This is a genomic window from Micromonospora echinospora, assembly GCF_014203425.1.
Lineage (GTDB): Bacteria > Actinomycetota > Actinomycetes > Mycobacteriales > Micromonosporaceae > Micromonospora > Micromonospora echinospora_A.
Genome location: NZ_JACHJC010000001.1, coordinates 1,808,242 through 1,828,815, shown reverse-complemented (window position 1 = coordinate 1,828,815; position 20,574 = coordinate 1,808,242). Strand labels below are relative to the sequence as shown.

Below are 20,574 nucleotides of genomic sequence, written 5' to 3'. Positions count from 1 at the left end.
GCAGGCGGGGATAGGGATCTGCGTGGTTGCACGGGTGAGACCAGCCGATGTGGACAGAAGCGGCGGGGCGGCGGACCGCCCGCCGGGGCCCCGCCCGATCCTGTGGGACACCACCGCCGTCCTCGCTCTGCTGTGCCTCCTGCCGATCCTGCACGACGTCAAGACCATGCTCTCCGCGCCGTACTGGCTCGACGAGGCGTGGGTCGCCCTGTCCGTCCGCTTCCCGCTGGGCGATCTGCCGGTCACCACGTCGTCCAGCCCGCTCGGCTGGAGCCTCCTGCTGCGGCTGGTACCCGACCCGGACGACCTGCGGCTGGTCACTCTGGCGTTCCAGGGGCTCGCGGTCGTGGCGGCGTACGGTTTCGGCCGGGCGCTGCGGTGGTCGACGCCCGGCCGGGGCGTGGTGGCCGGGGCGGCCTGCGCGGCGGCGGTCCTGCTGCTCCCCGCCCAGCAGGTGCGCCACGATCTCAAGCAGTACACCGCCGACGCCGCCGTGGCCGTGGGCGTGCTCGCCCTGGTCGCCTGGGTCGAACAGCGGTGGTCGCGCCGGCGGCTCAACGTGCTCACCGCCGCCGTCGCCGCGGGCATGCTGGTCAGCCACGTCACCGCGATCGTGGCGCCGTGCGCGTTCGGCGGTCTGCTGCTGGTCACGGCGGTCCGGCGGCAGTGGCTACGCCTGGTCGAGGTGACAGTGGCCGGGCTCAACGCCGGGCTGGTCCTCGCCGGCGTCTACTTCGGCATCTCGATGCAGGGCCGCAACGTGCCCATGCAGCAGTTCTGGGCCGACAACTTCCCCGGCGTGACCGAGCTGCCCGGCTACCTGGCGCGGCAGATCGACACGCTGATGCCGGTGGTCGGCGCGCCCGGGCTGGTGGTGGTCGCCCTGCTCGTGGCCGGCACGCTGACGCTCCGCAGGCGCGGCCGGCCCGCCGCCGCGGTCGCCGTGATGCTCCTGCCGGTGGTCGCGACGATTGTCGGCGTCGCGAAGGTCTATCCGCTGCTGGAGCTGCGTACCTCGCACTTCCTGCTCGTCACCGCCGCCGCGGTGGCCGGCATCGGGGTCGCCGGGCTGGCGAGCCGCGCGGCCGACCTGGCCTGCCGCCGGCTCCCCCGCGTGCGGCCCGCCGTCCTGGCCGCGGCCGTCTGCGCGGTCCTGCTCGGGGGGTACGCGGCCGGCAACAGCCACTGGTACCGGTTCGACGGGAACAGGCCGGGGCTCTACTACACGGCGATCGCCGTCACGGACGTGCGTTCGGCGACCGAGTACGTGGCCCGGCACCGCCTCCCGAACGACGTCGTGGTCATGAACAACGCGGCCTGGTACGGGTTCGCGTTCTACTCCCGCCACGAGCGGCTGAAGCTGGTAGTGCCGCACGGCAACACGGTGGGCTGGTGGGTCGACATGCCCGACCGGTCCGACGTCGTGGTGGTGCCCGGCCACGACACCACGGCCGTCGGAGCCAGTCTCCGGCACGCGGTCGAACTGGCGGCCGAGCGCGGCGACGGGGCGCGCGTCTGGCTGATCCGTTCGCACGTCGTCGGCGACGAGGTCGACGTCTGGCGGCAGGCGCTCGCCGCCTACCGCGTCGAGCAGGTCACCGGCGGGGTCGAACCGGTCGCGCGGATCAGTACGGCATGACGCGGCGCGGCGGTCAGCTGCCGCGCTGCCACAGGTCGCGCAGGGCGTCCCAGTTGCCGTCCACACCGTCCTTGCAGAGCGTCTCGATGTAGAAGGCCCCCTGCATGTCGTCGGGGTCCCACCAGACGCCGCAGATCGCCCGGCCGTCCTCGCCCTCGAAGGCGTACTCGACGTAGCTGCCGGGCTTGCCGGTCACCCCGCCCTTCGTGGTGCTCGCCTCGCGCAGCCCTGGCGCCAGCGAGCCACCGGCGAGGCTGAGCTGCTGGCGGTACGCCCGCGCGGTGTCCTTCTGCTTCTGTCCCGGGTAGAGCGTGAAGTGCAGCCACGCGCCGCCGTAGTGGCAGAAGACGTGCCCCTTCTCGTCCGTCGGCAGCTTCGGGGCGCCCGGCTGGTCGTAGACGGTGCAGCCGCCGATCCGGGTCAGCCAGGGCTCGACCAGCGGGGCCAGCTCACCCTCGAACTTGGCCTTGTTGATGGCGAGCTGCGTGGCCTCGTAGGGCGGCAGCGAAGGGCTGGCCGACGGCGTGGGCGTCGCGGCCTCCTTCTCGCGCCCTGCGCCCAGGAAGAACCCGGCGGTGCCGGCGACCAGGGTGAGCACCAGTGCGCCGACGATCGAGATCCAGTCGCGCCGCTTCGACTTCGGCTGCACCGGGGCGATCCGGCGTCCGCCGGACGGATCCAGCGGATCGGTGGCCACCGGCGCCGAGGCGACAGCGGGTGGCGCGGAGACGGCGGACGTCGCGGGAACCCCGGACGTCGCGGAGACGGCGGCCGGGGACATCGGCGCGCCGGAGATCGGCTGAGCCGCCATCGCCCAGGGCTGCGGAACCCACGGCAACTGGGGCGGCGCGGAGACAGGGGCGGCGGCCGGGGGCGGCGGGAGCATCTCGGCCGTCGGGATGCGCTGGTAGTCCATGCCGAGGCTGCGGAACAGCCGCTCGGCCGCACCCTCCTCTTCGGACGGGTACGCGATCCAGGGCTCGGCGGCGGCGAAGTCGGCGTTGACGTACCGGTGGCCGCCCGGGGTCTGTGCCAGCACGTTCGCCGCGTTGGCGAAGGCCTCCCGCCAGCGCTGGTCACCGGCGGCGGCACCCTCGAGGACGGCGACGGTGACCGGGCGGTCCTGCCCGTCGAGAGCCGCCCATGCCCGGCCGACCTGGCACTCGCCCAACGTCTCGGTGAACCTGTACGGCCCCTCCGGCTGCATGCCCCACTCCTCTGCTCACCCGCCGTGCGGATAGTACAGAGAGCACGCTCACCGGACCTCCCTGCGGTCGCGCGACGCTTGCGCTCTGAAAGTTTTCATGCATAGAGTCAGCTCGTGAATGAAAGCGGTGCGGCCGCCCCTGACCGCCTGCTCGACCTCTTCCACGGCGTACGGCTCACCCCGACGCAGCGCCGCATCGCGCACTGCCTGGTGCGGCACGCGGACGCGGCGGCGTACCTGTCCGCCGCCGAGGTGGCCGAGCTGGCCGGCGTCAGCCAGCCCTCGGTGACCCGGTTCGCCATGGCGCTCGGCCACGACGGCTACCCCGCGCTGCGCCGCCGCCTGCGTGAGCTGGGCGCGCGCGGCGCCGCCGACCAGGACGGCGCCGGGAACGCGCTGCAACGGGCGGTCCACGCCGAGCGGGACAACCTCGACCGGCTCGCCGAGCAGCTCGCCGACGCCGGCCGGGTCGCCGAGGTGGGGAAGCTGCTCGCCGCCAGCCGTCCGCTGCCGGTGCTCGGGCTGCGGGCCGCCGCGCCGCTGGCCGCCTACTTCGCGTACTTCGCCGCCAAGGTGCACCCGGACGTGCGGGTGCTCGACGACGGCGGCAGCATGCTCGTGGACCGCCTGGACCAGGCGGCGGCGGCCGGCGCGACGGCGCTGCTCGCGTTCGTCCTGCCCCGCTACCCCCGGGAGACCCTGGAGGCACTGCGCGAGGCCCGGGACGCCGGGCTCACCGTCGTGGCGATCACCGACTCGCCGGTGAGCCCGGCCACCGAACACGCCCAGGTGGTGCTGCCCGCCGCCGTCGGCGCCGACCTGGTCTTCGACCTGCACACCGCACCGATGACCCTGGCCATGGTGGTGCTCCAGGCGATCTGCGACGCCGCACCGGCCGAGACCCAGGACCGGCTCGAGGCGTTCGAGTCGTCCGCCGCCCGCCGCCAGTTGTTCCTCGGCTGAGAGGAGTACGAGATGCACCAGCCCGTCCGCGCCGCCCGCGGCGTCACCCGCACCGCGAAGGGGTGGCCGCAGGAGGCCGCCCTGCGGATGCTGATGAACAATCTCGACCCGGAGGTGGCCGAGCGCCCCGACGACCTGGTGGTCTACGGCGGCACCGGCAAGGCGGCCCGGGACTGGCCGTCGTACCACGCGCTGGTGCGGACGCTGACCGAGCTGCGCGACGACGAGACGATGCTCGTGCAGTCGGGCCGCCCGGTCGGCGTGATGCGGACCCACGAGTGGGCGCCGCGCGTGCTGCTGGCCAACTCCAACCTGGTCGGCGACTGGGCCACCTGGCCGGAGTTCCGCCGCCTGGAGTCGCTGGGCCTGACCATGTACGGGCAGATGACCGCCGGGTCGTGGATCTACATCGGCACCCAGGGCATCCTCCAGGGCACGTACGAGACGTTCGCCGCGGTGGCGGAGAAGCGCTCCGGCGGCACGCTCGCCGGCACGCTGACGCTCACCGCCGGGTGCGGCGGGATGGGCGGAGCGCAGCCGCTCGCGGTCACCATGAACGGCGGCGCCTGCCTGATCGTGGACGTGGACCGGTCGCGGCTGGACCGGCGGGTGCACGACCGCTACCTCGACGAGGTGGCCGACTCGCTCGACGACGCGATCGAGCGGGCCCTCGCGGCGAAGCGGGACCGGCGGGCGCTCAGCGTCGGCGTGGTCGGCAACGCCGCCACCGTCTTCCCGGAGCTGCTGCGCCGGGGCGTCGCGATCGACATCGTGACCGACCAGACCAGCGCGCACGACCCGCTGTCGTACGTGCCGGAAGGGGTGGACCCGGGCGACGCGCGGGACTACGCGGCGGCCAAGCCGGCCGAGTTCACCGACCGGGCGCGGGCGTCCATGGCCAAGCACGTGGAGGCCATGGTCGGTTTCCTCGACGCGGGCGCGGAGGTCTTCGACTACGGCAACTCGATCCGGGGCGAAGCCAAGCTCGGCGGCTACGAGCGGGCGTTCGACTTCCCCGGTTTCGTGCCCGCGTACATCAGGCCGTTGTTCTGCGAGGGCAAGGGCCCGTTCCGCTGGGCCGCGCTCTCCGGCGACCCGAAGGACATCGCCGCCACCGACCGGGCCATCCTCGACCTGTTCCCGGAGAACGAGTCCCTCGCCCGGTGGATCCGGATGGCCGGTGAGCGGGTCGCGTTCCAGGGCCTGCCGGCGCGGATCTGCTGGCTCGGCTACGGCGAGCGGGACCGCGCCGGGGTGCGGTTCAACGAGATGGTCGCCTCGGGCGAGCTGAGCGCGCCGGTGGTGATCGGCCGGGACCACCTGGACTGCGGCAGCGTGGCGAGCCCCTACCGGGAGACCGAGGCGATGGCCGACGGTTCCGACGCGGTCGCCGACTGGCCGCTGCTGAACGCGCTCGTCAACACCGCCAGCGGGGCGTCGTGGGTGTCCATCCACCACGGCGGCGGGGTCGGCATCGGCCGGTCCATCCACGCCGGCCAGGTCTGCGTGGCCGACGGCAGCGCCCTCGCGGGGCAGAAGATCGAGCGGGTGCTCACAAACGACCCGGCGATGGGCGTCATCCGGCACGTCGACGCCGGCTACGACGACGCCCGCGCGGTAGCCGAGCGCACCGGCGTCCGCGTCCCGATGGCCGAGTAAGGAAGGGCCCCTTGTTAACGCATTCTGCATGTGAAGGGTCCCTTCCTCACCGGTTCCGCCAGCTGTGGGACGAGATCGCCCCGGTCGGGCGGGACGCCGGCAGCGGCGGCTATCTGCGCTACGCGCTCACCGCACCGGAGCTGACGCTGCGCGGCTGGTTCCGGGAGCAGGCCGACCGGCGGGGCATGCCGGTCTCCGAGGACGGCAACGGCAACCTGTTCGCCTGGTGGGGCGACCCGGAGGCCGAGGGCGCGGTGCTCACCGGCAGCCACTTCGACTCGGTGCCGCACGGCGGCGCGTACGACGGTCCGCTCGGCATCGTCAGCGCGTTCCTCGCCGTGGACGAGCTGCGGGCCGCGGGCGTCACCCCGGACCGGCCGCTGGTGGTGGCCGCGTTCGTGGAGGAGGAGGGCGCGCGGTTCGGCGTACCCTGCCTGGGGTCGCGGCTGCTCACCGGCGAGATCGACGTCGACCGCGCCGCCGGGCTGCGCGACCAGGCCGGGACGACCTTCGCCGAGGCGCTGGGCGAGCGGCCGGCGGGCGCCGACCCGGCGCTGCTCGGCCGCTTCGCGGCCTTCGTGGAGCTGCACGTCGAGCAGGGCCGCGCGCTTGTCGACCAGGACGCGCCGGTCGCTGTCGCCTCAGCGATCTGGCCGCACGGCCGGTGGCGGTTCGACTTCACCGGCGAGGGCAACCACGCCGGTACGACAAGGATGGCCGACCGCCGCGACCCGATGCTCACCTACGCGTTCACCGTGCTGGCGGCGAACAAGGAGGCCCGGCTGCGCGACGCGCACGCCACTGTGGGCCGGGTGTCGGTCGAGCCGAACGCCACGAACGCGATCCCGTCCCGGGTCACCGGCTGGCTGGACGCGCGGGCGGCCGAGGCGGAGACGCTGTACGGTCTGGTCGAGGCGGTACGCGCCAAGGCCACCGACCGGGCCGGCCGGGACGGGACTGCGCTCACCTGCACCCAGGAGTCGGCGACCCCGCTCGTCGCGTTCGACGGCGGGCTGGCCGACCGGCTGGTCACGCTGCTCGGCGCGCCGGTGCTGCCCACCGGCGCCGGGCACGACGCGGGGGTGCTGGCGGCGCACCTGCCCACCGCGATGCTGTTCGTGCGCAACCCGACCGGGGTGTCGCACTCCCCCGCCGAGGCGGCCACCGACGCCGACTGCGCCGCCGGGGTGGCCGCCCTGGCCCGGGTCCTGGAGGAGCTGGCATGCCGCTGACCCGCTGGCTGGCCGAGTACGCCTGGCTGCCCGACCGCGCCGAGCCCACCCGGGACGTGCTGATCGAGGCGACCGACGGACGGCTCACCGCGGTCACCCCGCTGACCGTCGACGGTCCGCCGACCGCCGGGGTGGAGGTGCTCGGCGACGCGGTACGGCTGCCCGGGCTGACGGTGCCCGGCCTCGCAAACGCCCACTCGCACGCGTTCCACCGGGCGCTGCGCGGGCGCACCCACGACGGGCGCGGCGACTTCTGGTCCTGGCGCAGCCTGATGTACGCGATAGCGACCCGGCTCGACCCGGACACCTACCTGGCGCTGGCCCGCGCCGTGTACGCGGAGATGGCGCTGGCCGGGATCACCTGCGTGGGCGAGTTCCACTACCTGCACCACGGTCCCGGCGGCACCCCGTACGACGACCCGAACGCCATGTCCGCCGCGCTCGTGGAGGCCGCCGCGCACGCCGGTGTCCGGCTCACGCTGCTGGACACCGCGTACCTGACCGGGGGCGTGGACGGCGCGCCGCTGACCGGGCCGCAACGCCGGTTCGGTGACGGCGACGCGCTGCGCTGGGCGGCGCGGGTGGACGCGTTCCGCCCGGCCGACGAGCACGTCCGGCTCGGCGCGGCCATCCACTCGGTGCGCGCGGTCCCCGCCGAGCAGCTCGCCACCGTGGCCGGCTGGGCCGACCGCAACGGGCTGCCGCTGCACGTGCACCTGTCCGAGCAGCCCGCCGAGAACGACGCCTGCCGGGCCGTGCACGGGTGCACCCCGACGCGGCTGCTGGCCGACCACGGCGTCCTCGGCCCGCACACCACAGCGGTGCACGCCACCCACCCGACCGCCGCCGACGTGGCGCTGCTCGGCGACAGCCGTACCCGGGTGTGCGTCTGCCCCACCACCGAGCGCGACCTGGCCGACGGGGTCGGCCCGGTACGGCGGATGGCCGACGCGGGCAGCCCGCTGAGCCTCGGCAGCGACAGCCACGCCGTGGTGGACCTGTTCGAGGAGGCCCGCGCGCTGGAGATGGACGAGCGGCTGCGTACCCGCAGGCGGGGGCACTTCACGCCGGTCGAGCTGCTCACCGCCGCCACCGTCGGCGGGCACGCCGCGCTGGGCTGGGGCGACGCCGGCCGGCTCGCCGTCGGGCAGCGCGCGGACCTGGTCACGGTACGGCTGGACAGCGCCCGGACCGCCGGGGTGCCGCCGGTCGGCGCGTTCTTCGCCGCCACCGCCGCCGACGTGACGAGCGTCGTGGTGGACGGCCGGCCCGTGGTGGACGGTGGCCGGCACCTGACCGTGGACGTGCCCACCGAGCTGCGGGACTCGATCGCGGCGGTGACCGCGAAGGAGGACTCGTGAGCACCGGCGGCTTTCCCGGGCGGCCGGTCCGTCCCGGCGACCGGCTCCGGCCGGTGCCGGGGACCTCCGGCAGCCTGCTTGTCGACAACATCGGCGAGCTGGTCACCAACGAGGGCCGGCCCGGCGACCCGCTGGGCATCCGGCGCGGCGCCGCCCTGCTGGTCGAGGACGGGCAGGTGGCCTGGGTCGGGTCGTCCCGTGACGCGCCGGCCGCCGACCGGCGGACCGACGCCGGCGGCGCGGCCGTGCTGCCCGGCTTCGTGGACAGCCACGCGCACCTGGTCTTCGCCGGGGACCGGGCCGCCGAGTTCGCCGCCCGGATGGCCGGCGAGCCCTACACCGGCGGCGGCATCCGGACCACAGTCGGCGCCACCCGCGCGGCCTCCGACGGCGACCTGCGCGCCACAGTGGGCCGGCTGCGCGCGGAGATGCTGCGGCAGGGCACCACCACCGTCGAGATCAAGAGCGGGTACGGCCTCAACGTCGCCGACGAGGCCCGCTCGCTGCGGATCGCCGCCGAGTTCACAGAGGACACGACGTTCCTCGGCGCGCACGTGGTCCCCGCCGAGTACGCCGACCGCCCGGACGACTACGTCGGCATGGTCTGCGGCCCGATGCTGGCCGCTGCCGCGCCGTACGCCCGCTGGATCGACGTGTTCTGCGAACGGGGCGCGTTCGACGCCGACCACGCGCGGGCGATCCTCGCCTGCGGGCAGGCCGTCGGTCTGGGCGTACGGGTGCACGCCAACCAGCTCGGCCCCGGCCCGGGGGTCCAGCTCGGGGTGGAGCTGGGCGCGGCCAGCGTCGACCACTGCACCCACCTGACCGACGCCGACATCGACGCGCTCGCCTCGCGACGGATCGACTGCATGTGCGCCGAGGGCGAGCACACCGTCACCGTCGCCACGCTGCTGCCCGGCGCGGAGTTCTCCACCCGGTCGCCGTACCCGGACGCCCGGCGGCTGCTCGACGCGGGCGTGACGGTGGCGCTGGCGACCGACTGCAACCCCGGCTCGTCGTACACCTCGTCGATGCCGTTCTGTATCGCGCTGGCCGTGCGCGAGATGCGGATGACCCCGGCGGAGGCGGTGTGGGCCGCGACCGCCGGCGGGGCGGCGGCGTTGCGCCGCACCGACGTGGGGCGGCTGACGCCCGGGGCGCGGGCCGACCTGATCATCCTCGACGCCCCGTCCCACCTGCACCTGGCCTACCGGCCGGGGGTGCCACTGATCCGCCAGGTTCTGCACAACGGAGTGCCGCGATGACCACAGTGACCGTCCTGTCCACCGGGGTCACCCCCGCCGACGTGCTCGCGGTGGCCCGCGGCACCGCCAAGGTCGTGCTCGACCCGGCCGCCACCGACGCGATGGCGACCAGCCGCTCCATCGTGGACGGCATCGAGGCCGCCGGCCGTCCCGTGTACGGCGTCTCCACCGGATTCGGCGCGCTCGCCAACACGTTCGTGGCCCCGGAGCGCCGGGCCGAGCTTCAGCACGCGCTGATCCGCTCGCACGCCGCCGGGGTGGGCGCGCCGATGCCGCGCGAGGTGGTACGCGCCATGATGCTGCTGCGGGTCCGCTCACTGGCGCTCGGTCGCTCCGGGGTACGCCCGCTGGTCGCCGAGGCGCTCGTGGACCTGCTCAACCACGACGTCACCCCGTGGGTGCCCGAGCACGGCTCGCTCGGCGCGTCCGGCGATCTGGCGCCGCTGGCGCACTGCGCGCTGGTGCTGCTCGGTGAGGGCTGGGTGCTCGGCCCGGCCGGGGACCGCCTCCCGGCCGCCGACGCGCTGCGCCAAGCCGGGCTCAAGCCGGTGTCGCTGGCCGCCAAGGAAGGGCTGGCGCTGATCAACGGCACCGACGGCATGCTCGGCATGCTGCTGCTGGCCGTGCAGGATGCCCGGCACCTGTTCGCCATGGCGGACGTGACCGCCGCGCTGGCCATCGAGGCGATGCTCGGCTCGGAGCGGCCGTTCCTGCCCGAGCTGCACGCGATCCGGCCCCATCCCGGCCAGGCCGCCTCGGCGGCGAACATCCACCGGCTGTTGCAGGGCTCGGCGGTGATGGACTCGCACCGCGACGACCTCGCGCACGCGGTGCAGGACGCGTACTCGATGCGCTGCGCCCCGCAGGTGGCCGGCGCGGCCCGGGACACGCTCGACTTCGTCGAGGTGGTGGCGGGCCGGGAGCTGCTCTCCGTGGTGGACAACCCGGTCGTGCTGCCGGACGGGCGGGTCGAGTCGACCGGCAACTTCCACGGCGCGCCGCTCGGCTTCGCCGCGGACTACCTGGCCATCGCCGCCGCCGAGGTGGGCGCGATCGCCGAGCGCCGGGTGGACCGGCTGCTGGACGTCACCCGCTCCCGGGACCTGCCCGCCTTCCTGTCCCCGGACGCCGGGGTGAACTCCGGGCTGATGATCGCCCAGTACACCGCCGCCGGCATCGTGGCGGAGAACCGCCGGCTCGCCGCGCCCGCCTCGATCGACTCGCTGCCCACCAGCGGGATGCAGGAGGACCACGTCTCGATGGGCTGGGCGGCCACCAAGAAGCTGCGCACGGTCCTGGACAACCTGACCAGCCTGCTGGCGGTGGAGCTGCTGTCGGCCGTACGCGGGCTCCAGCTGCGCGCGCCGCTGACCCCGTCACCGGCCGGGCGGGCGGCGCTCGCCACGCTCGGCGAGACGATCGGCGAGCCGGGGCCGGACGTGTTCCTCGCACCGCTGATGGAGGCGGCGCGGGACGTGGTGCGCGGCCCGGAGCTGCGCGCGGCCATCGAACGGGAGATCGGCCCGCTCGGCTGAGCGGGCCGGTCCGGCCGCTCCGGCGCGGCGCTCGGGCGGCGCTGCGGCCGGGCGGGAGCGGATCAGGCGGGCGGGAGCACCTTCGCGACCAGCTTGGCCAGCTCCCGCAGCGCCTTCCCGCGGTGGCTGACCGCGTCCTTCTCCTCGGGCGTCAGCTCCGCGTTCGTCCGCTTCTGCCCGTCGCCCAGGAAGATCGGGTCGTAGCCGAAGCCGCCCTCGCCGCGCGGCGCGCGCAGCAGCCGGCCGGACTGGCGGCCGTCGACCAGGTGCTCCTTGCCGCCCGGCAGCACCAGCGCGACGGTGCAGACGAACGCCGCGCCCCGGTGCTCGTCCGGCACGTCGCCGACCTGGTCGAGCACGAGCTGGAGGTTGGCCAGGTCGTCGCCGTGCCGGCCGGACCAGCGGGCGCTGAACACGCCGGGCATCCCGTTGAGGGCGTCCACCGCCAGCCCGGAGTCGTCGGCGATGGTCGGCAGGCCGGTGCGCCGGCAGCCCTCCCGCGCCTTGATCAGCGCGTTCTCGCCGAACGTGAGGCCGGTCTCCGGCAGCTCCGGATACTCCTCGACGTCGTCGAGGCCGAGCAGGGCGACCCGGTGCGCGCCGAGCGCGCCGTCCAGGATGCGCTGCAGCTCGACCAGCTTCTTCCGGTTCCGGGTGGCGAGCAGGACCTTGTTCATGACGAGAGCGCCTTCCGCTGCGCGTCGGCCAGTTCCAGGCAGCCCGCCACGCCCAGGTCGAGCAGCGCGTCGAGCTGATCGCGGGCGAAGACGCCCGCCTCACCGGTGCCCTGCACCTCGACGAAGTCGCCGGCGCCGGTGCAGACCACGTTCATGTCGACCTCGGCGGTGACGTCCTCGGCGTAGCAGAGGTCGAGCATCGGCTCGCCGCCGATCACCCCGACGCTCACCGCCGCCACCGAACGGTGCATCACCTTCTCCACCTTGCCGGCCAGCGCCTTGCGCTCGGCCAGCCAGGTCACCGCGTCGTACAGTGCGACGTACGCGCCGGTGATCGCGGCGGTACGGGTGCCGCCGTCGGCCTGGAGCACGTCGCAGTCCAGCACGATCGAGTTCTCGCCGAGCGCCTTGAGGTCGACGCAGGCACGCAGGCTACGGCCGATCAGACGGGAGATCTCGTGCGTGCGCCCACCGACCTTGCCGCGCACGCTCTCCCGGTCGGAGCGGGTGTTCGTGGCCCGGGGCAGCATCGCGTACTCGGCTGTCACCCAGCCCAGCCCGGAACCCTTGCGCCAGCGCGGCACCCCCTCGGTGACGCTCGCCGTGCAGAGCACCCGGGTCGCGCCGAACTCGACGAGCACCGAACCCTCCGGATGGGTGCTCCAGCCCCGGGTCAGGGTCACCGGTCGGAGTTGGTCGGGCTGCCGCCCGTCAGGTCGCGCCATGCCTGCACCCTATGCGGTGCGGTGATCGGATCGTCCGCGGGTGTCCGCCCGACCGCCCGGCCTCCGCCGGGGTCACACGTCGTAGCAGGCGCCGGGCCGCACCACGTCCAGCGGCCCGGCGTACGCCCCGGCCGCCGCCTCCACCGTCTGCGACTCGCTGCCCCAGGCCGGTACGAGATGGGTGAGCAGGAGCCGTCCCACGCTCGCCTTGGTGGCCGCCTCACCCGCCTCCCGGCCGGTCAGGTGCAGATCCGGCGGGTTCTCCACGCCGTCCATGTAGCTCGCCTCGCAGAGGAACACGTCGGCGTCCTGGGCCAGGCGCAGCAGCGCCTCGCAGGGCGCGGTGTCGGCGGAGTAGCAGAACACCCGCCCGTCATGTTCCAGCCGCACCCCGTACGTCTCGACCGGGTGGTTCATCCGGTCGACTGTGACGCTGAACGGGCCGATCGGGAACGTGCCCGGCTGGAGGCCGTAGAACTGGTAGACGTCCTCCACCGAGCCCTCCTCCTGCCCGTACGCGGCGGCCAGCCGGTCGGGCGCGCCGGAGGGGGCGTACATCGGCAGGGGCGGGTACGGGCCGTCCGGCGCGTACCGGCGCACCACCACGTAGGACACCGCGTCGAACATGTGGTCGCAGTGCAGGTGGGTGAGGAGGATGGCATCGGGGGCGTGCAGCCCGACGTAGCGCTGGAGCGTGGACAGCGACCCCACGCCGAAGTCGATCAGGAGCCGGAAGCCCTCGGCTTCCATGAGATAGGCAGAGCAGGGCGATTCGGGGCCCGGGAAGCTGCCCGCGCAGCCGAGGACGGTCAATCTCATCCGGTGGCCTCGATCTCACGATGAGTAGTCGACGCGCCGGCGGCGACTCCGCCGATGATCTCTACCGACGCGCTCGCCACGCTGCGCAGCCTACGCGCCGCCATGGTCGGGCAAGAATCATCTGCCGGAAGTTGTCATCAACGTGACACCCATACACGTCTGCTCCGGGCAGGCGCGGCGGTCCGGCCGGCGGGGACACCACCGACCGGACCGAACGCGGGCCGTCAGGCCCAGAGCTGACCCTCCAGCGACTCCTCCGCGTCGGCGAGAGTGCCGCCGTACGCCCCGGTCGAGAGGTATTTCCAGCCGCCGTCGCAGACCACGAACGCCACGTCGGCGCGGCGGCCGTCGCGGACCGCCTCGTGCGCCACCGCGAGCGCGGCGTGCAGGATGGCGCCGGTGGAGAACCCGGCGAAGATGCCCTCCACCTCGACGAGCTGCCGGGTACGCAGCACGGCGTCCCGGGTGCCCACTGAGAAGCGGCGGGACAGCACACCCGCGTCGTACAGCTCGGGCACGTAGCCCTCGTCGATGTTGCGCAGACCGTAGACCAGCTCGCCGTACCGCGGCTCGGCCGCCACGATCTGGATGCCGTCGACCTTCTCCCGCAGGAAGCGGCCGGTGCCCATGAGCGTGCCGGTGGTGCCCAGCCCGGCCACGAAGTGGGTGATGCCCGGCAGGTCCTGCAACAGCTCCGGCCCGGTCGTCTCGTAGTGCGCCCGGGCGTTCGCCTCGTTGCCGTACTGGTAGAGCATCACCCAGTCCGGGTGCTCCGCGGAGATCTGCTTCGCGGTCGCGACGGCCTGGTTCGAGCCACCGGCGGCCGGCGAGAAGATGATCTCCGCGCCGTACATCCGGAGCAGCTGCACCCGCTCGGTGGAGACGTTCTCCGGCATCACGCAGACCAGCCGGTAGCCCCGCAGCTTCGCCACCATGGCCAGCGAGATGCCGGTGTTGCCGCTGGTCGGCTCCAGGATCGTGTCACCGGGACGGAGCCGGCCGGCCTCCTCGGCCGCGCGCACCATGTACAGCGCCGCGCGGTCCTTGATGCTGCCGGTCGGGTTCCGGTCCTCCAGCTTGGCCCAGAGCCGCACCGGCGGCGCCCCGGCGGGGACCGTCGGCGAGAGCCGCGGCAACCCGACAAGCGGGGTGCCGCCGCAGGCGTCGAGCAGGCTGTCGTACCGCGCCATCGCGGGCCCCTCAGCGGGCGGCGCGCGTGGAGACCGCGTGCGAGGCGATCGCCGCGGCGGCCGCGAAGCCGAACGCGCCACCGGCCACGGCCGGCAGGATGGTCACGCTGTCGCCGTCGTTGAGCTTGGCATCGAGCGCGCCGAGGAAGCGGACGTCCTCGTCGTTGACGTAGACGTTGACGAACCGGTGCAGCACGCCCGCGTCGGTGACCAGGCGGGCCTTCAGGCCGCCGTGCCGGGAGTCCAGGTCGGCGATCAGGTCGGCGAGCGTGTCGCCGCTGCCCTCGACGACCTTCGCGCCGCCGGTGTAGCTGCGCAGGATGGTGGGGATGCGAACCTCGATGGCCATGATGTCTCGTGCTCCTCGTTCGGGATCGTGCCAGGTGACGGGAAAAGGAAGGTGCCGGCGCTGAAGATCAGCGGTCGGAACACTCGTAGTCGACCGTCGCCGGGCTCTGCCCGAACATGTAGGACTGGACGGCGTTCGGGTCCACGGCGGCATCCACGATCTTCACCGGTTCCTCGGTGATCACGCCGTCGACGATCCGGAAGGAGCGGATCTCCTCGGTGTCGGGCTCGCGGGTCGAGACGAGCAGGTAGTGCGCGCCCGGCTCGCCGGCGAAGGAGACGTCGGTGCGGGACGGGTAGGCCTCGGTCGCGGTGTGCGAGTGGTAGATGACCACCGGCTCCTCGTCGCGGTCGTCCATCTCCCGCCACACCCGCAACTGCTCCATCGAGTCGAACTCGTAGAAGGTCATGGAGCGGGCCGCGTTGTCCATCGGGATGTGCCGGGTCGGGGTGTCGCTGCCGACGGGGCCGGCGACCACGCCGCACGCCTCGTCCGGGTGGTCCCGACGCGCGTGGGCGACGATCGCGTCGATGATCGACCGGTCGATGCTCAGCACGCCACCAGCCTAGCCCCTGGCCCTGCCGGGCGGCGAGGTGGCAACCGTCACCACTCAGTCGATGAGCGCGTTGAGCAGGGACTCCTGGAGATAACCGAGGTAGGCGTAGACCGACAGTTGGAACACGCGGGACGAACCCGGGTCCTCGGCGACCGCGTCGTCGAGCTCCTCACCCAGGTCGGTGCCGTCCTTGATCTCCAGGCGTACGCCCATCGCCAGCCGGGCGTCGTTGAGCGCGCGCAGCCACGCCTCGGCCGCCTCCGCGTCGAGCCGCACCTCGCCGCCGGAGTCGCCGTCGGGCAGGGCGGCGAGGATCGCGCCCGCCTGGTCGATCTTCCCGGTCTTCAGGTCGCCCTCGGTGTAGCGGCGGAACTCGGCGGTGCCGGCGTCGTCGTCCGGGTAGACGTCGGGGAAGAGCCGGCCGACCACCGGGTCACCGTGGTCGAAGCCGTCGGTCAGCAGCCCGACCACCTCGGCGGCGACCTTGCGCAGCACCCGGACCTCGTCGACGGCGAACGTGGCCACGTAGTGGTCGCCGCGGCGGCGGAACATGCTCATGATCTCTCCACCGTCGCCCAGAGGCCGTACGCGTGCAGCTGCGCCGCGTCGTGCTCCATCCGTTCCCGGGCGCCGGTGGACACCACGGCCTTGCCCTTGTGGTGCACGTCCAGCATGAGCCGCTCCGCCTTCTCCCGGCTGTATCCGAAGAGCTTCTGGAACACCCAGGTCACATACGTCATCAGGTTGACCGGATCGTCCCAGACGATGGTCACCCACGGCCGGTCGGAGACCGGCACCTCTTCGGTGTCCGGCGTCTCGACCGGCGCAACCTGTGGAGCCGCCATGCCCCCCATCGTGCCACCGGATCCGCGGAACCGATGAACCGGAACGGCGCGGCGGTCGTCGTGACCCGCCCGGGCCGCGTACGCGAGCCCGGTCCGCCGCGCGGCGGCGAGCCGCTCAGGCCAGCAGGATGCCGTGGTCGACAGCATCGGCGAGCACCCCACCCAGCGAGAGACGGATCACCTCGAAGCGGCGGGACACCTCGCGGGACAGTTCGAGTTCGACCTCGCGCAGAGCGCGCTGGGCCCAGGACCGGGCGGCGTTCGGGTCGTTGTTGTCGGCCGCCCGCCAGTGCTGCCAGCAGCCGCCGTTGAGCGCGACGCCGACGGGCGGGAGCACCTCGTCCCGCTGCCCGCCGGGCAGCCCGGCCAGCGCGTCGAGGGCCCCCTCGCCGGTCAGCGCGGCCACCCCGGCCGTGCTGGTGACCAGGAGGACCCGGTCCAGCTCCGGGCCGTCCGGATGGTCGGCCAGGCTCCAGCGCACCGCGTGCGCGATCCGCCCGCGTACGCCCTCGGCCAGCGGCGCCCCGAAGACCCGGGCGGCGGCGTCGTCGACGAGCCCTCGGACGGCCTCGTCGCACTGGGCGGTGGCGAGCAGCGACAGCGCCTCCAGCTCGCGGTCGAGCATCTGCGGCAGGCCGGCGCAGCCGACCCCGAAGACGATCTCCTGCACCACCCGCAGGTGGATGTTCGCCAGCTCCAGGGCGAGGTGCTGACGGATCCGGCGGGCACAGGCGCGGGACCCTCCGTCGATCCGGTCGGCCAGCTCGCCGGGCTCGACGCCGGTCAGCACCGGCACCCGGCCGTGCGCGCCGGGGGGCACCGGCGGACTGGCGCTGCCGCGGCGCAGTCCCTCGTCGGCGGCCCAGCCGACCAGGGCACGCCGCAGGTGCGGCAGCTCGGTCCGGCGGGCCGGGAACCACCGGGCCGGGGTGAGCGCCGGCACCGCGGCCAGCAGCGCCGCGCGGTGCGCCTCGATGGAGACCGACACCTGGTCGAACCGGCGGGCGGGCCCGGACGGACCGGCCCGCCCGGGCGACGGTACGGCGGAACCCGCGTCATCCGCCGCCGGGCCCTCGGCCGACGCGGTCCAGCCGGTCGTGCCGGGGGTGACGGCGAAGAACACCTCGACCCGGGCGCGTGCCACCTCGGCGAGCAGGTGCAGCTCGGCCGCGCTGAACGCCTGGTCGGCGGAGATCACGAAGAGCAGCGCGCCGGCCCGGCCGACGGCGTCGCGCAGCACCCGGCCGCCGGCCACGCCGAGCGTGCCGGTGTCCGGCGTGTCGACCACCGCGAAGTGCCGCAGCAGTGGGTCGGGCAGGCTCAGCTCGACCCGGCGTGGCGGCCGGGCCAGCGCCGGTCCGGTCGTCAGCGGGTGGGTGCCGTAGGCGTGCGGCTGGCGGTAGCCCGGCACGTACGCGGCGCGGATCACCTTCTCGGCGTGCTGGACCAGCAGGTTGCTTCCCGCGGGCACGGCGAGCGTCGCGGAGTCGATCCCGAGCAGGCCGGCGATCACCTCACGCCGGCCGGCGCCGGCCGGGCCGGCGACGACCACGGCCATCGGATCGCCCGGCCCGGGCGTGGTCACCCCGAGCCGGGTCGGCAGCGGGGCGCACCCGGGCGGCCCGGCCTGCCGGCGCGGGTCGGGCACGTCGACCGAGGGGAGTGGACCCGGTGTCATCAGGTGGCCTCCCGGTCAGGCGACCGGGGTGCCGGTCGCGACTTTCCCTGGTTGCAGGGGCTGTCGGAAGAGTACGGCTGTCGGCCATCCGACAGCGAACACCTCCGGTACTCATCGGGTAATGACCAGATTACTCAACTTCACTGCGTAACGGTCTGCACGCGGACGGAACACGGTCGATATGCTGCCCCGATGAGTGGGTGGGGGTTCGTCGGCCGTAGAGATGAACTCAACCGTCTGTTGTCGACCATCGGCCGGCCCGAGGGACGCGGGTTGCTCTTCAGCGGCGACGCCGGGGTAGGCAAGAGCCGGCTGCTGCGCGAGGGCGTCTCCGAACTCTCCCCCGAGCGGTACGCCATCTGGTCCATCTCGGCCAGCGCCACCACCGCCGCGCTCCCCTTCGGTGGGCTCGTCCAGGTGCTGCCCGCCACGCAGCCGCAAGGGCTCTCCCCCGCCGGGATCCTGCGCTGGGCCGTGGACGTCCTCCAGGAACAGGCCGCCGGCCGGCCCGTCGTCCTCGCCATCGACGACGCGCACCTGCTCGACCCGCCCTCGGCCGCGCTGGTGCATCTGGTCGCCCGCTCCGAGAACGCCACTGTCATCGGGACGCTGCGCAACGGCGAGCAGATCCCGCTGCCGATCCGCGCGCTCTGGACCGACGACCTGGTCGAACTGGTCGAGCTGGGCCCGCTCGGCCGCAGCGAGACCACCGGGCTGCTCGCCGCCATCCTGGGTGGACCGGTCGACGCCTGCTCCTCCGACCGGCTCTTCCAGCTATCCGCCGGCAACCCGCTGCTGCTGCGCGAGCTGGTCCTGGCCGCCGACGACGAGCTGCGCCGCACGTACGGGATCTGGACCTGGACCGGCCGGCTGGAGCTGGCGCCCAGCCTCACCGACCTGATCGACACCCGGATCGGCCAGCTCACCCCCGGCGTCCGGGCCGTCGTCGAGCTGGTCGCCTTCGGCGAGCCGCTGGGCCTGCAACTGCTGGAACGGGCGGTCGACCCGGCGGACGTGGAGGCGGCCGAGGAGCGCGGGCTCATCACCCTGATCCACGACGACCGGCGGCTCAACGTCCGCCTGGCGCACCCGCTCTACGGCGAGGTGATGCGCCGGCACTGCCCGGTCAGCCGCACCCGCCGGCTGCAGGCCACCCTCGCCGGGCTGCTGGAGCAGGTCGGCACGCGCCGCCGCGACGACCTGCTGCGGGTCGCGGTGTGGCGGCTCGACTCGGGTACGGCGCAGGACGTCGCCCTGCTGCTCGACGCCGCGGTCCAGGCGTTCGGCCGGTACGACGTGCCGCTGGCCACCCGGCTGGCCCGCGCCGCGCTGGAGGCCGGCGGCGGCACCGACGCGGCGGAGCTGCTGGCCACCATCCTGATGTTCGGCGACCGGCCGGACGAGGCGATCCGCGTGCTCGACCAGGTCGCCTGCGAGATCCACGACGACCGGCGGCGCAGCCGGTGGCTGACGGTCCGGGGCATGGTCAGCTACTGGGGGCTCAACCGCGAGTCCACTGTGGAGGAGATCGCCGCGCGCGGCGAGGAGCTGAGCGACCCCGCCGACCGGGCCCGGGTCCGCGCGTTCGAGGCCACCATGCGGCTGCACCGGCTCGACATCGACGTCGCGGTCCGGCTGGCCCAGGAGGTGCTCGACCGCCCGGCCGCCCCGATGGCCGCCCGGGAGCTGGCCCGCTGCACGCTGGCCCACCTCCAGGCCGCCCAGGGGCAGTATCAGCGCAGCGCCACCGCGATCGCCCGGGTGCAGGCCGAGGCGGCGTGCTGGCGGGCGGACATGCCCTACCTCCAGCTCGCCATGGAGCTGGCCCGGGGCACCCGGCTGACGCTCTCCGGCGACCTGGCCGGCATCGACGCGATCGTCGCCGACGAGTTCGCCGACCTGGCCGGGGCCGGTGACTTCCGGCTCGGCACCGGCTACCTGGCCATCCTCCAGGCGTACGCGGCGCGCCTGCGCGGGCGCGGGGACGAGGCGCTGCGGACCAGCCTGGAGGCGTGCGCGGTGCTCGCCACCAGCCGCGTGTACGCCGGGCTGGCGCATGCCGAGCGCGCCCAGGCCGCCGCGCTGCGTGGGGACGCGACGCACGCGGCCGAGGCGATGGCCGAGGCGGACCGGACGCACGCGCCCGGCATGGCAGTGCTCTATCCGTGGTTGGAGCAGGCCCGGGGCGCGGTCCAGGCCGCGACGGGCGACCTGCCGGCGGCCACCAAGCACCTGTGCGCGCTAGCCGACCGGCTGCGCGAGGACGGCCTGGCCGGGCACGAGCTGCTCGTCCTGCTCGACCTGGTCCGGTTCGACCAGGCCGACGCGCCGGTCGGCCCGACCTGCACCGACGGTGGGCGGCGCACCGTGGCGCAACGCCTGGCGGAACTCTCCGAACAGGTCGACGGCGTGCTGCCGCCGCTCGTCGCCCGGTTCGGCCGGGCCGTCGCCGACGGCGCCCCCGACGCCCTGCTGGCCGTCGCCGACGGCTTCGCCGGCCGCGAGCTGACCGTGTACGCCGCCGAGGCGACCGCGATGGCGCTGCACCTGACGCGGAACGCCCGCGCCGGCACCACCGGGCCGGTCCGGGAACGCCTCGCGGACCTGCTGAGCCGCTGCGACGAGATCTCCACCCCGGCGCTGCGGCTGCTCCGCCCGACGCTCAGCGACCGGGAGTGGGAGATCGCCCGCCTCGCCGCCGACGGGGTGACCAGCCGGACGATCGCGGAGCGGCTGTTCCTGTCCACCCGCACGGTGGAGAACCACCTCCAGCGCGTCTACAGCAAACTCGGCGTCGCCGGGCGCGGCGAGTTGCGGGCCGCGCTGCGGTCGATGCCGGGGCACGACGGCACGGAGCCGGACTGAACTCTAGGC

The 20,574-nt window shown here is 74.2% G+C and carries 18 protein-coding genes; 8 read left to right on the top strand and 10 right to left on the bottom strand.

Going from position 1 to position 20,574, the window contains the following annotated elements; genetic code table 11:
- The first annotated feature begins 49 nt into the window (after positions 1-49).
- The gene (locus FHU28_RS08755; protein ID WP_184682624.1) at positions 50-1,639 is read left to right on the top strand and encodes a hypothetical protein; all 1,590 of its coding nucleotides are present in this window, start codon (positions 50-52) and stop codon (positions 1,637-1,639) included.
- A 13-nt stretch (positions 1,640-1,652) separates the two neighbouring features.
- Here FHU28_RS08755 and FHU28_RS08750 read toward each other — a convergent pair whose 3' ends face one another.
- The gene (locus FHU28_RS08750; protein ID WP_184682622.1) at positions 1,653-2,846 is read right to left on the bottom strand and encodes a hypothetical protein; all 1,194 of its coding nucleotides are present in this window, start codon (positions 2,844-2,846) and stop codon (positions 1,653-1,655) included.
- Positions 2,847-2,960: 114 nt separating this feature from the next.
- Between FHU28_RS08750 and FHU28_RS08745 the strand changes: the two genes are divergently transcribed.
- From FHU28_RS08745 to hutH, 6 genes are read left to right on the top strand one after another with little or no spacing between them, the layout of a single operon-like run.
- Positions 2,961-3,809 (top strand): MurR/RpiR family transcriptional regulator, encoded by an 849-nt coding sequence (locus tag FHU28_RS08745; RefSeq protein ID WP_184682620.1) that lies wholly within the window; start codon positions 2,961-2,963, stop codon positions 3,807-3,809.
- Between the two features lie 12 nt (positions 3,810-3,821).
- Positions 3,822-5,468, top strand: coding sequence for a urocanate hydratase (gene hutU, locus FHU28_RS08740; RefSeq protein ID WP_184682618.1), 1,647 nt, complete (start codon positions 3,822-3,824; stop codon positions 5,466-5,468).
- An 11-nt stretch (positions 5,469-5,479) separates the two neighbouring features.
- On the top strand, positions 5,480-6,700 hold the full coding sequence (locus tag FHU28_RS08735) for an allantoate amidohydrolase (protein ID WP_184682616.1): 1,221 nt from the start codon (positions 5,480-5,482) through the stop codon (positions 6,698-6,700).
- Positions 6,697-8,061 carry a formimidoylglutamate deiminase gene (locus FHU28_RS08730; protein WP_184689362.1) on the top strand — a complete coding sequence of 455 codons (1,365 nt, stop codon included), beginning with the start codon at positions 6,697-6,699 and terminating at the stop codon, positions 8,059-8,061. Before FHU28_RS08735 ends, FHU28_RS08730 begins: the two co-directional genes overlap by 4 nt.
- A gap of 53 nt (positions 8,062-8,114) precedes the next feature.
- Complete coding sequence (gene hutI / locus FHU28_RS08725; RefSeq protein WP_184689360.1) at positions 8,115-9,326, top strand: imidazolonepropionase; 1,212 nt, start codon at positions 8,115-8,117, stop codon at positions 9,324-9,326.
- A complete protein-coding gene (gene hutH / locus FHU28_RS08720; protein ID WP_184682614.1) occupies positions 9,323-10,861 on the top strand; it encodes a histidine ammonia-lyase in 1,539 nt (512 codons plus the stop codon). The genes hutI and hutH overlap by 4 nt, the downstream gene beginning before the upstream one ends.
- Before the next feature lie 62 nt (positions 10,862-10,923).
- Here the strand turns inward: hutH and rdgB are convergent, their stop codons facing one another.
- The 9 genes from rdgB to FHU28_RS08675 form a co-directional block, all read right to left on the bottom strand.
- Entirely contained in the window at positions 10,924-11,538 is a 615-nt protein-coding gene (gene rdgB / locus FHU28_RS08715) for an RdgB/HAM1 family non-canonical purine NTP pyrophosphatase (protein ID WP_184682612.1), read from the bottom strand.
- Positions 11,535-12,263: a ribonuclease PH gene (rph, locus tag FHU28_RS08710; protein WP_073830803.1), complete on the bottom strand. Its 729-nt coding sequence runs from the start codon at positions 12,261-12,263 to the stop codon at positions 11,535-11,537. Before rph ends, rdgB begins: the two co-directional genes overlap by 4 nt.
- 72 nt (positions 12,264-12,335) lie before the next feature.
- Positions 12,336-13,082: an MBL fold metallo-hydrolase gene (locus tag FHU28_RS08705; RefSeq protein ID WP_184682610.1), complete on the bottom strand. Its 747-nt coding sequence runs from the start codon at positions 13,080-13,082 to the stop codon at positions 12,336-12,338.
- Between the two features lie 224 nt (positions 13,083-13,306).
- Positions 13,307-14,272 (bottom strand): PLP-dependent cysteine synthase family protein, encoded by a 966-nt coding sequence (locus FHU28_RS08700; RefSeq protein ID WP_043326204.1) that lies wholly within the window; start codon positions 14,270-14,272, stop codon positions 13,307-13,309.
- A gap of 10 nt (positions 14,273-14,282) precedes the next feature.
- Positions 14,283-14,621: a MoaD family protein gene (locus tag FHU28_RS08695; RefSeq protein WP_030501846.1), complete on the bottom strand. Its 339-nt coding sequence runs from the start codon at positions 14,619-14,621 to the stop codon at positions 14,283-14,285.
- Between the two features lie 67 nt (positions 14,622-14,688).
- The gene (locus FHU28_RS08690) at positions 14,689-15,177 is read right to left on the bottom strand and encodes a M67 family metallopeptidase (protein WP_030501847.1); all 489 of its coding nucleotides are present in this window, start codon (positions 15,175-15,177) and stop codon (positions 14,689-14,691) included.
- 54 nt (positions 15,178-15,231) lie between these two features.
- Positions 15,232-15,735 carry a DUF2017 domain-containing protein gene (locus FHU28_RS08685; RefSeq protein ID WP_030501848.1) on the bottom strand — a complete coding sequence of 168 codons (504 nt, stop codon included), beginning with the start codon at positions 15,733-15,735 and terminating at the stop codon, positions 15,232-15,234.
- Positions 15,732-16,022, bottom strand: a complete 291-nt coding sequence (gene clpS, locus FHU28_RS08680; protein ID WP_030501849.1) for an ATP-dependent Clp protease adapter ClpS — start codon at positions 16,020-16,022, stop codon at positions 15,732-15,734. Before clpS ends, FHU28_RS08685 begins: the two co-directional genes overlap by 4 nt.
- A gap of 115 nt (positions 16,023-16,137) precedes the next feature.
- Positions 16,138-17,700, bottom strand: a complete 1,563-nt coding sequence (locus tag FHU28_RS08675; protein WP_184682609.1) for a P-loop NTPase family protein — start codon at positions 17,698-17,700, stop codon at positions 16,138-16,140.
- Between the two features lie 192 nt (positions 17,701-17,892).
- Between FHU28_RS08675 and FHU28_RS08670 the strand changes: the two genes are divergently transcribed.
- Positions 17,893-20,565, top strand: coding sequence for a LuxR C-terminal-related transcriptional regulator (locus tag FHU28_RS08670; protein ID WP_184682608.1), 2,673 nt, complete (start codon positions 17,893-17,895; stop codon positions 20,563-20,565).
- The last annotated feature ends 9 nt before the right edge of the window (positions 20,566-20,574 follow it).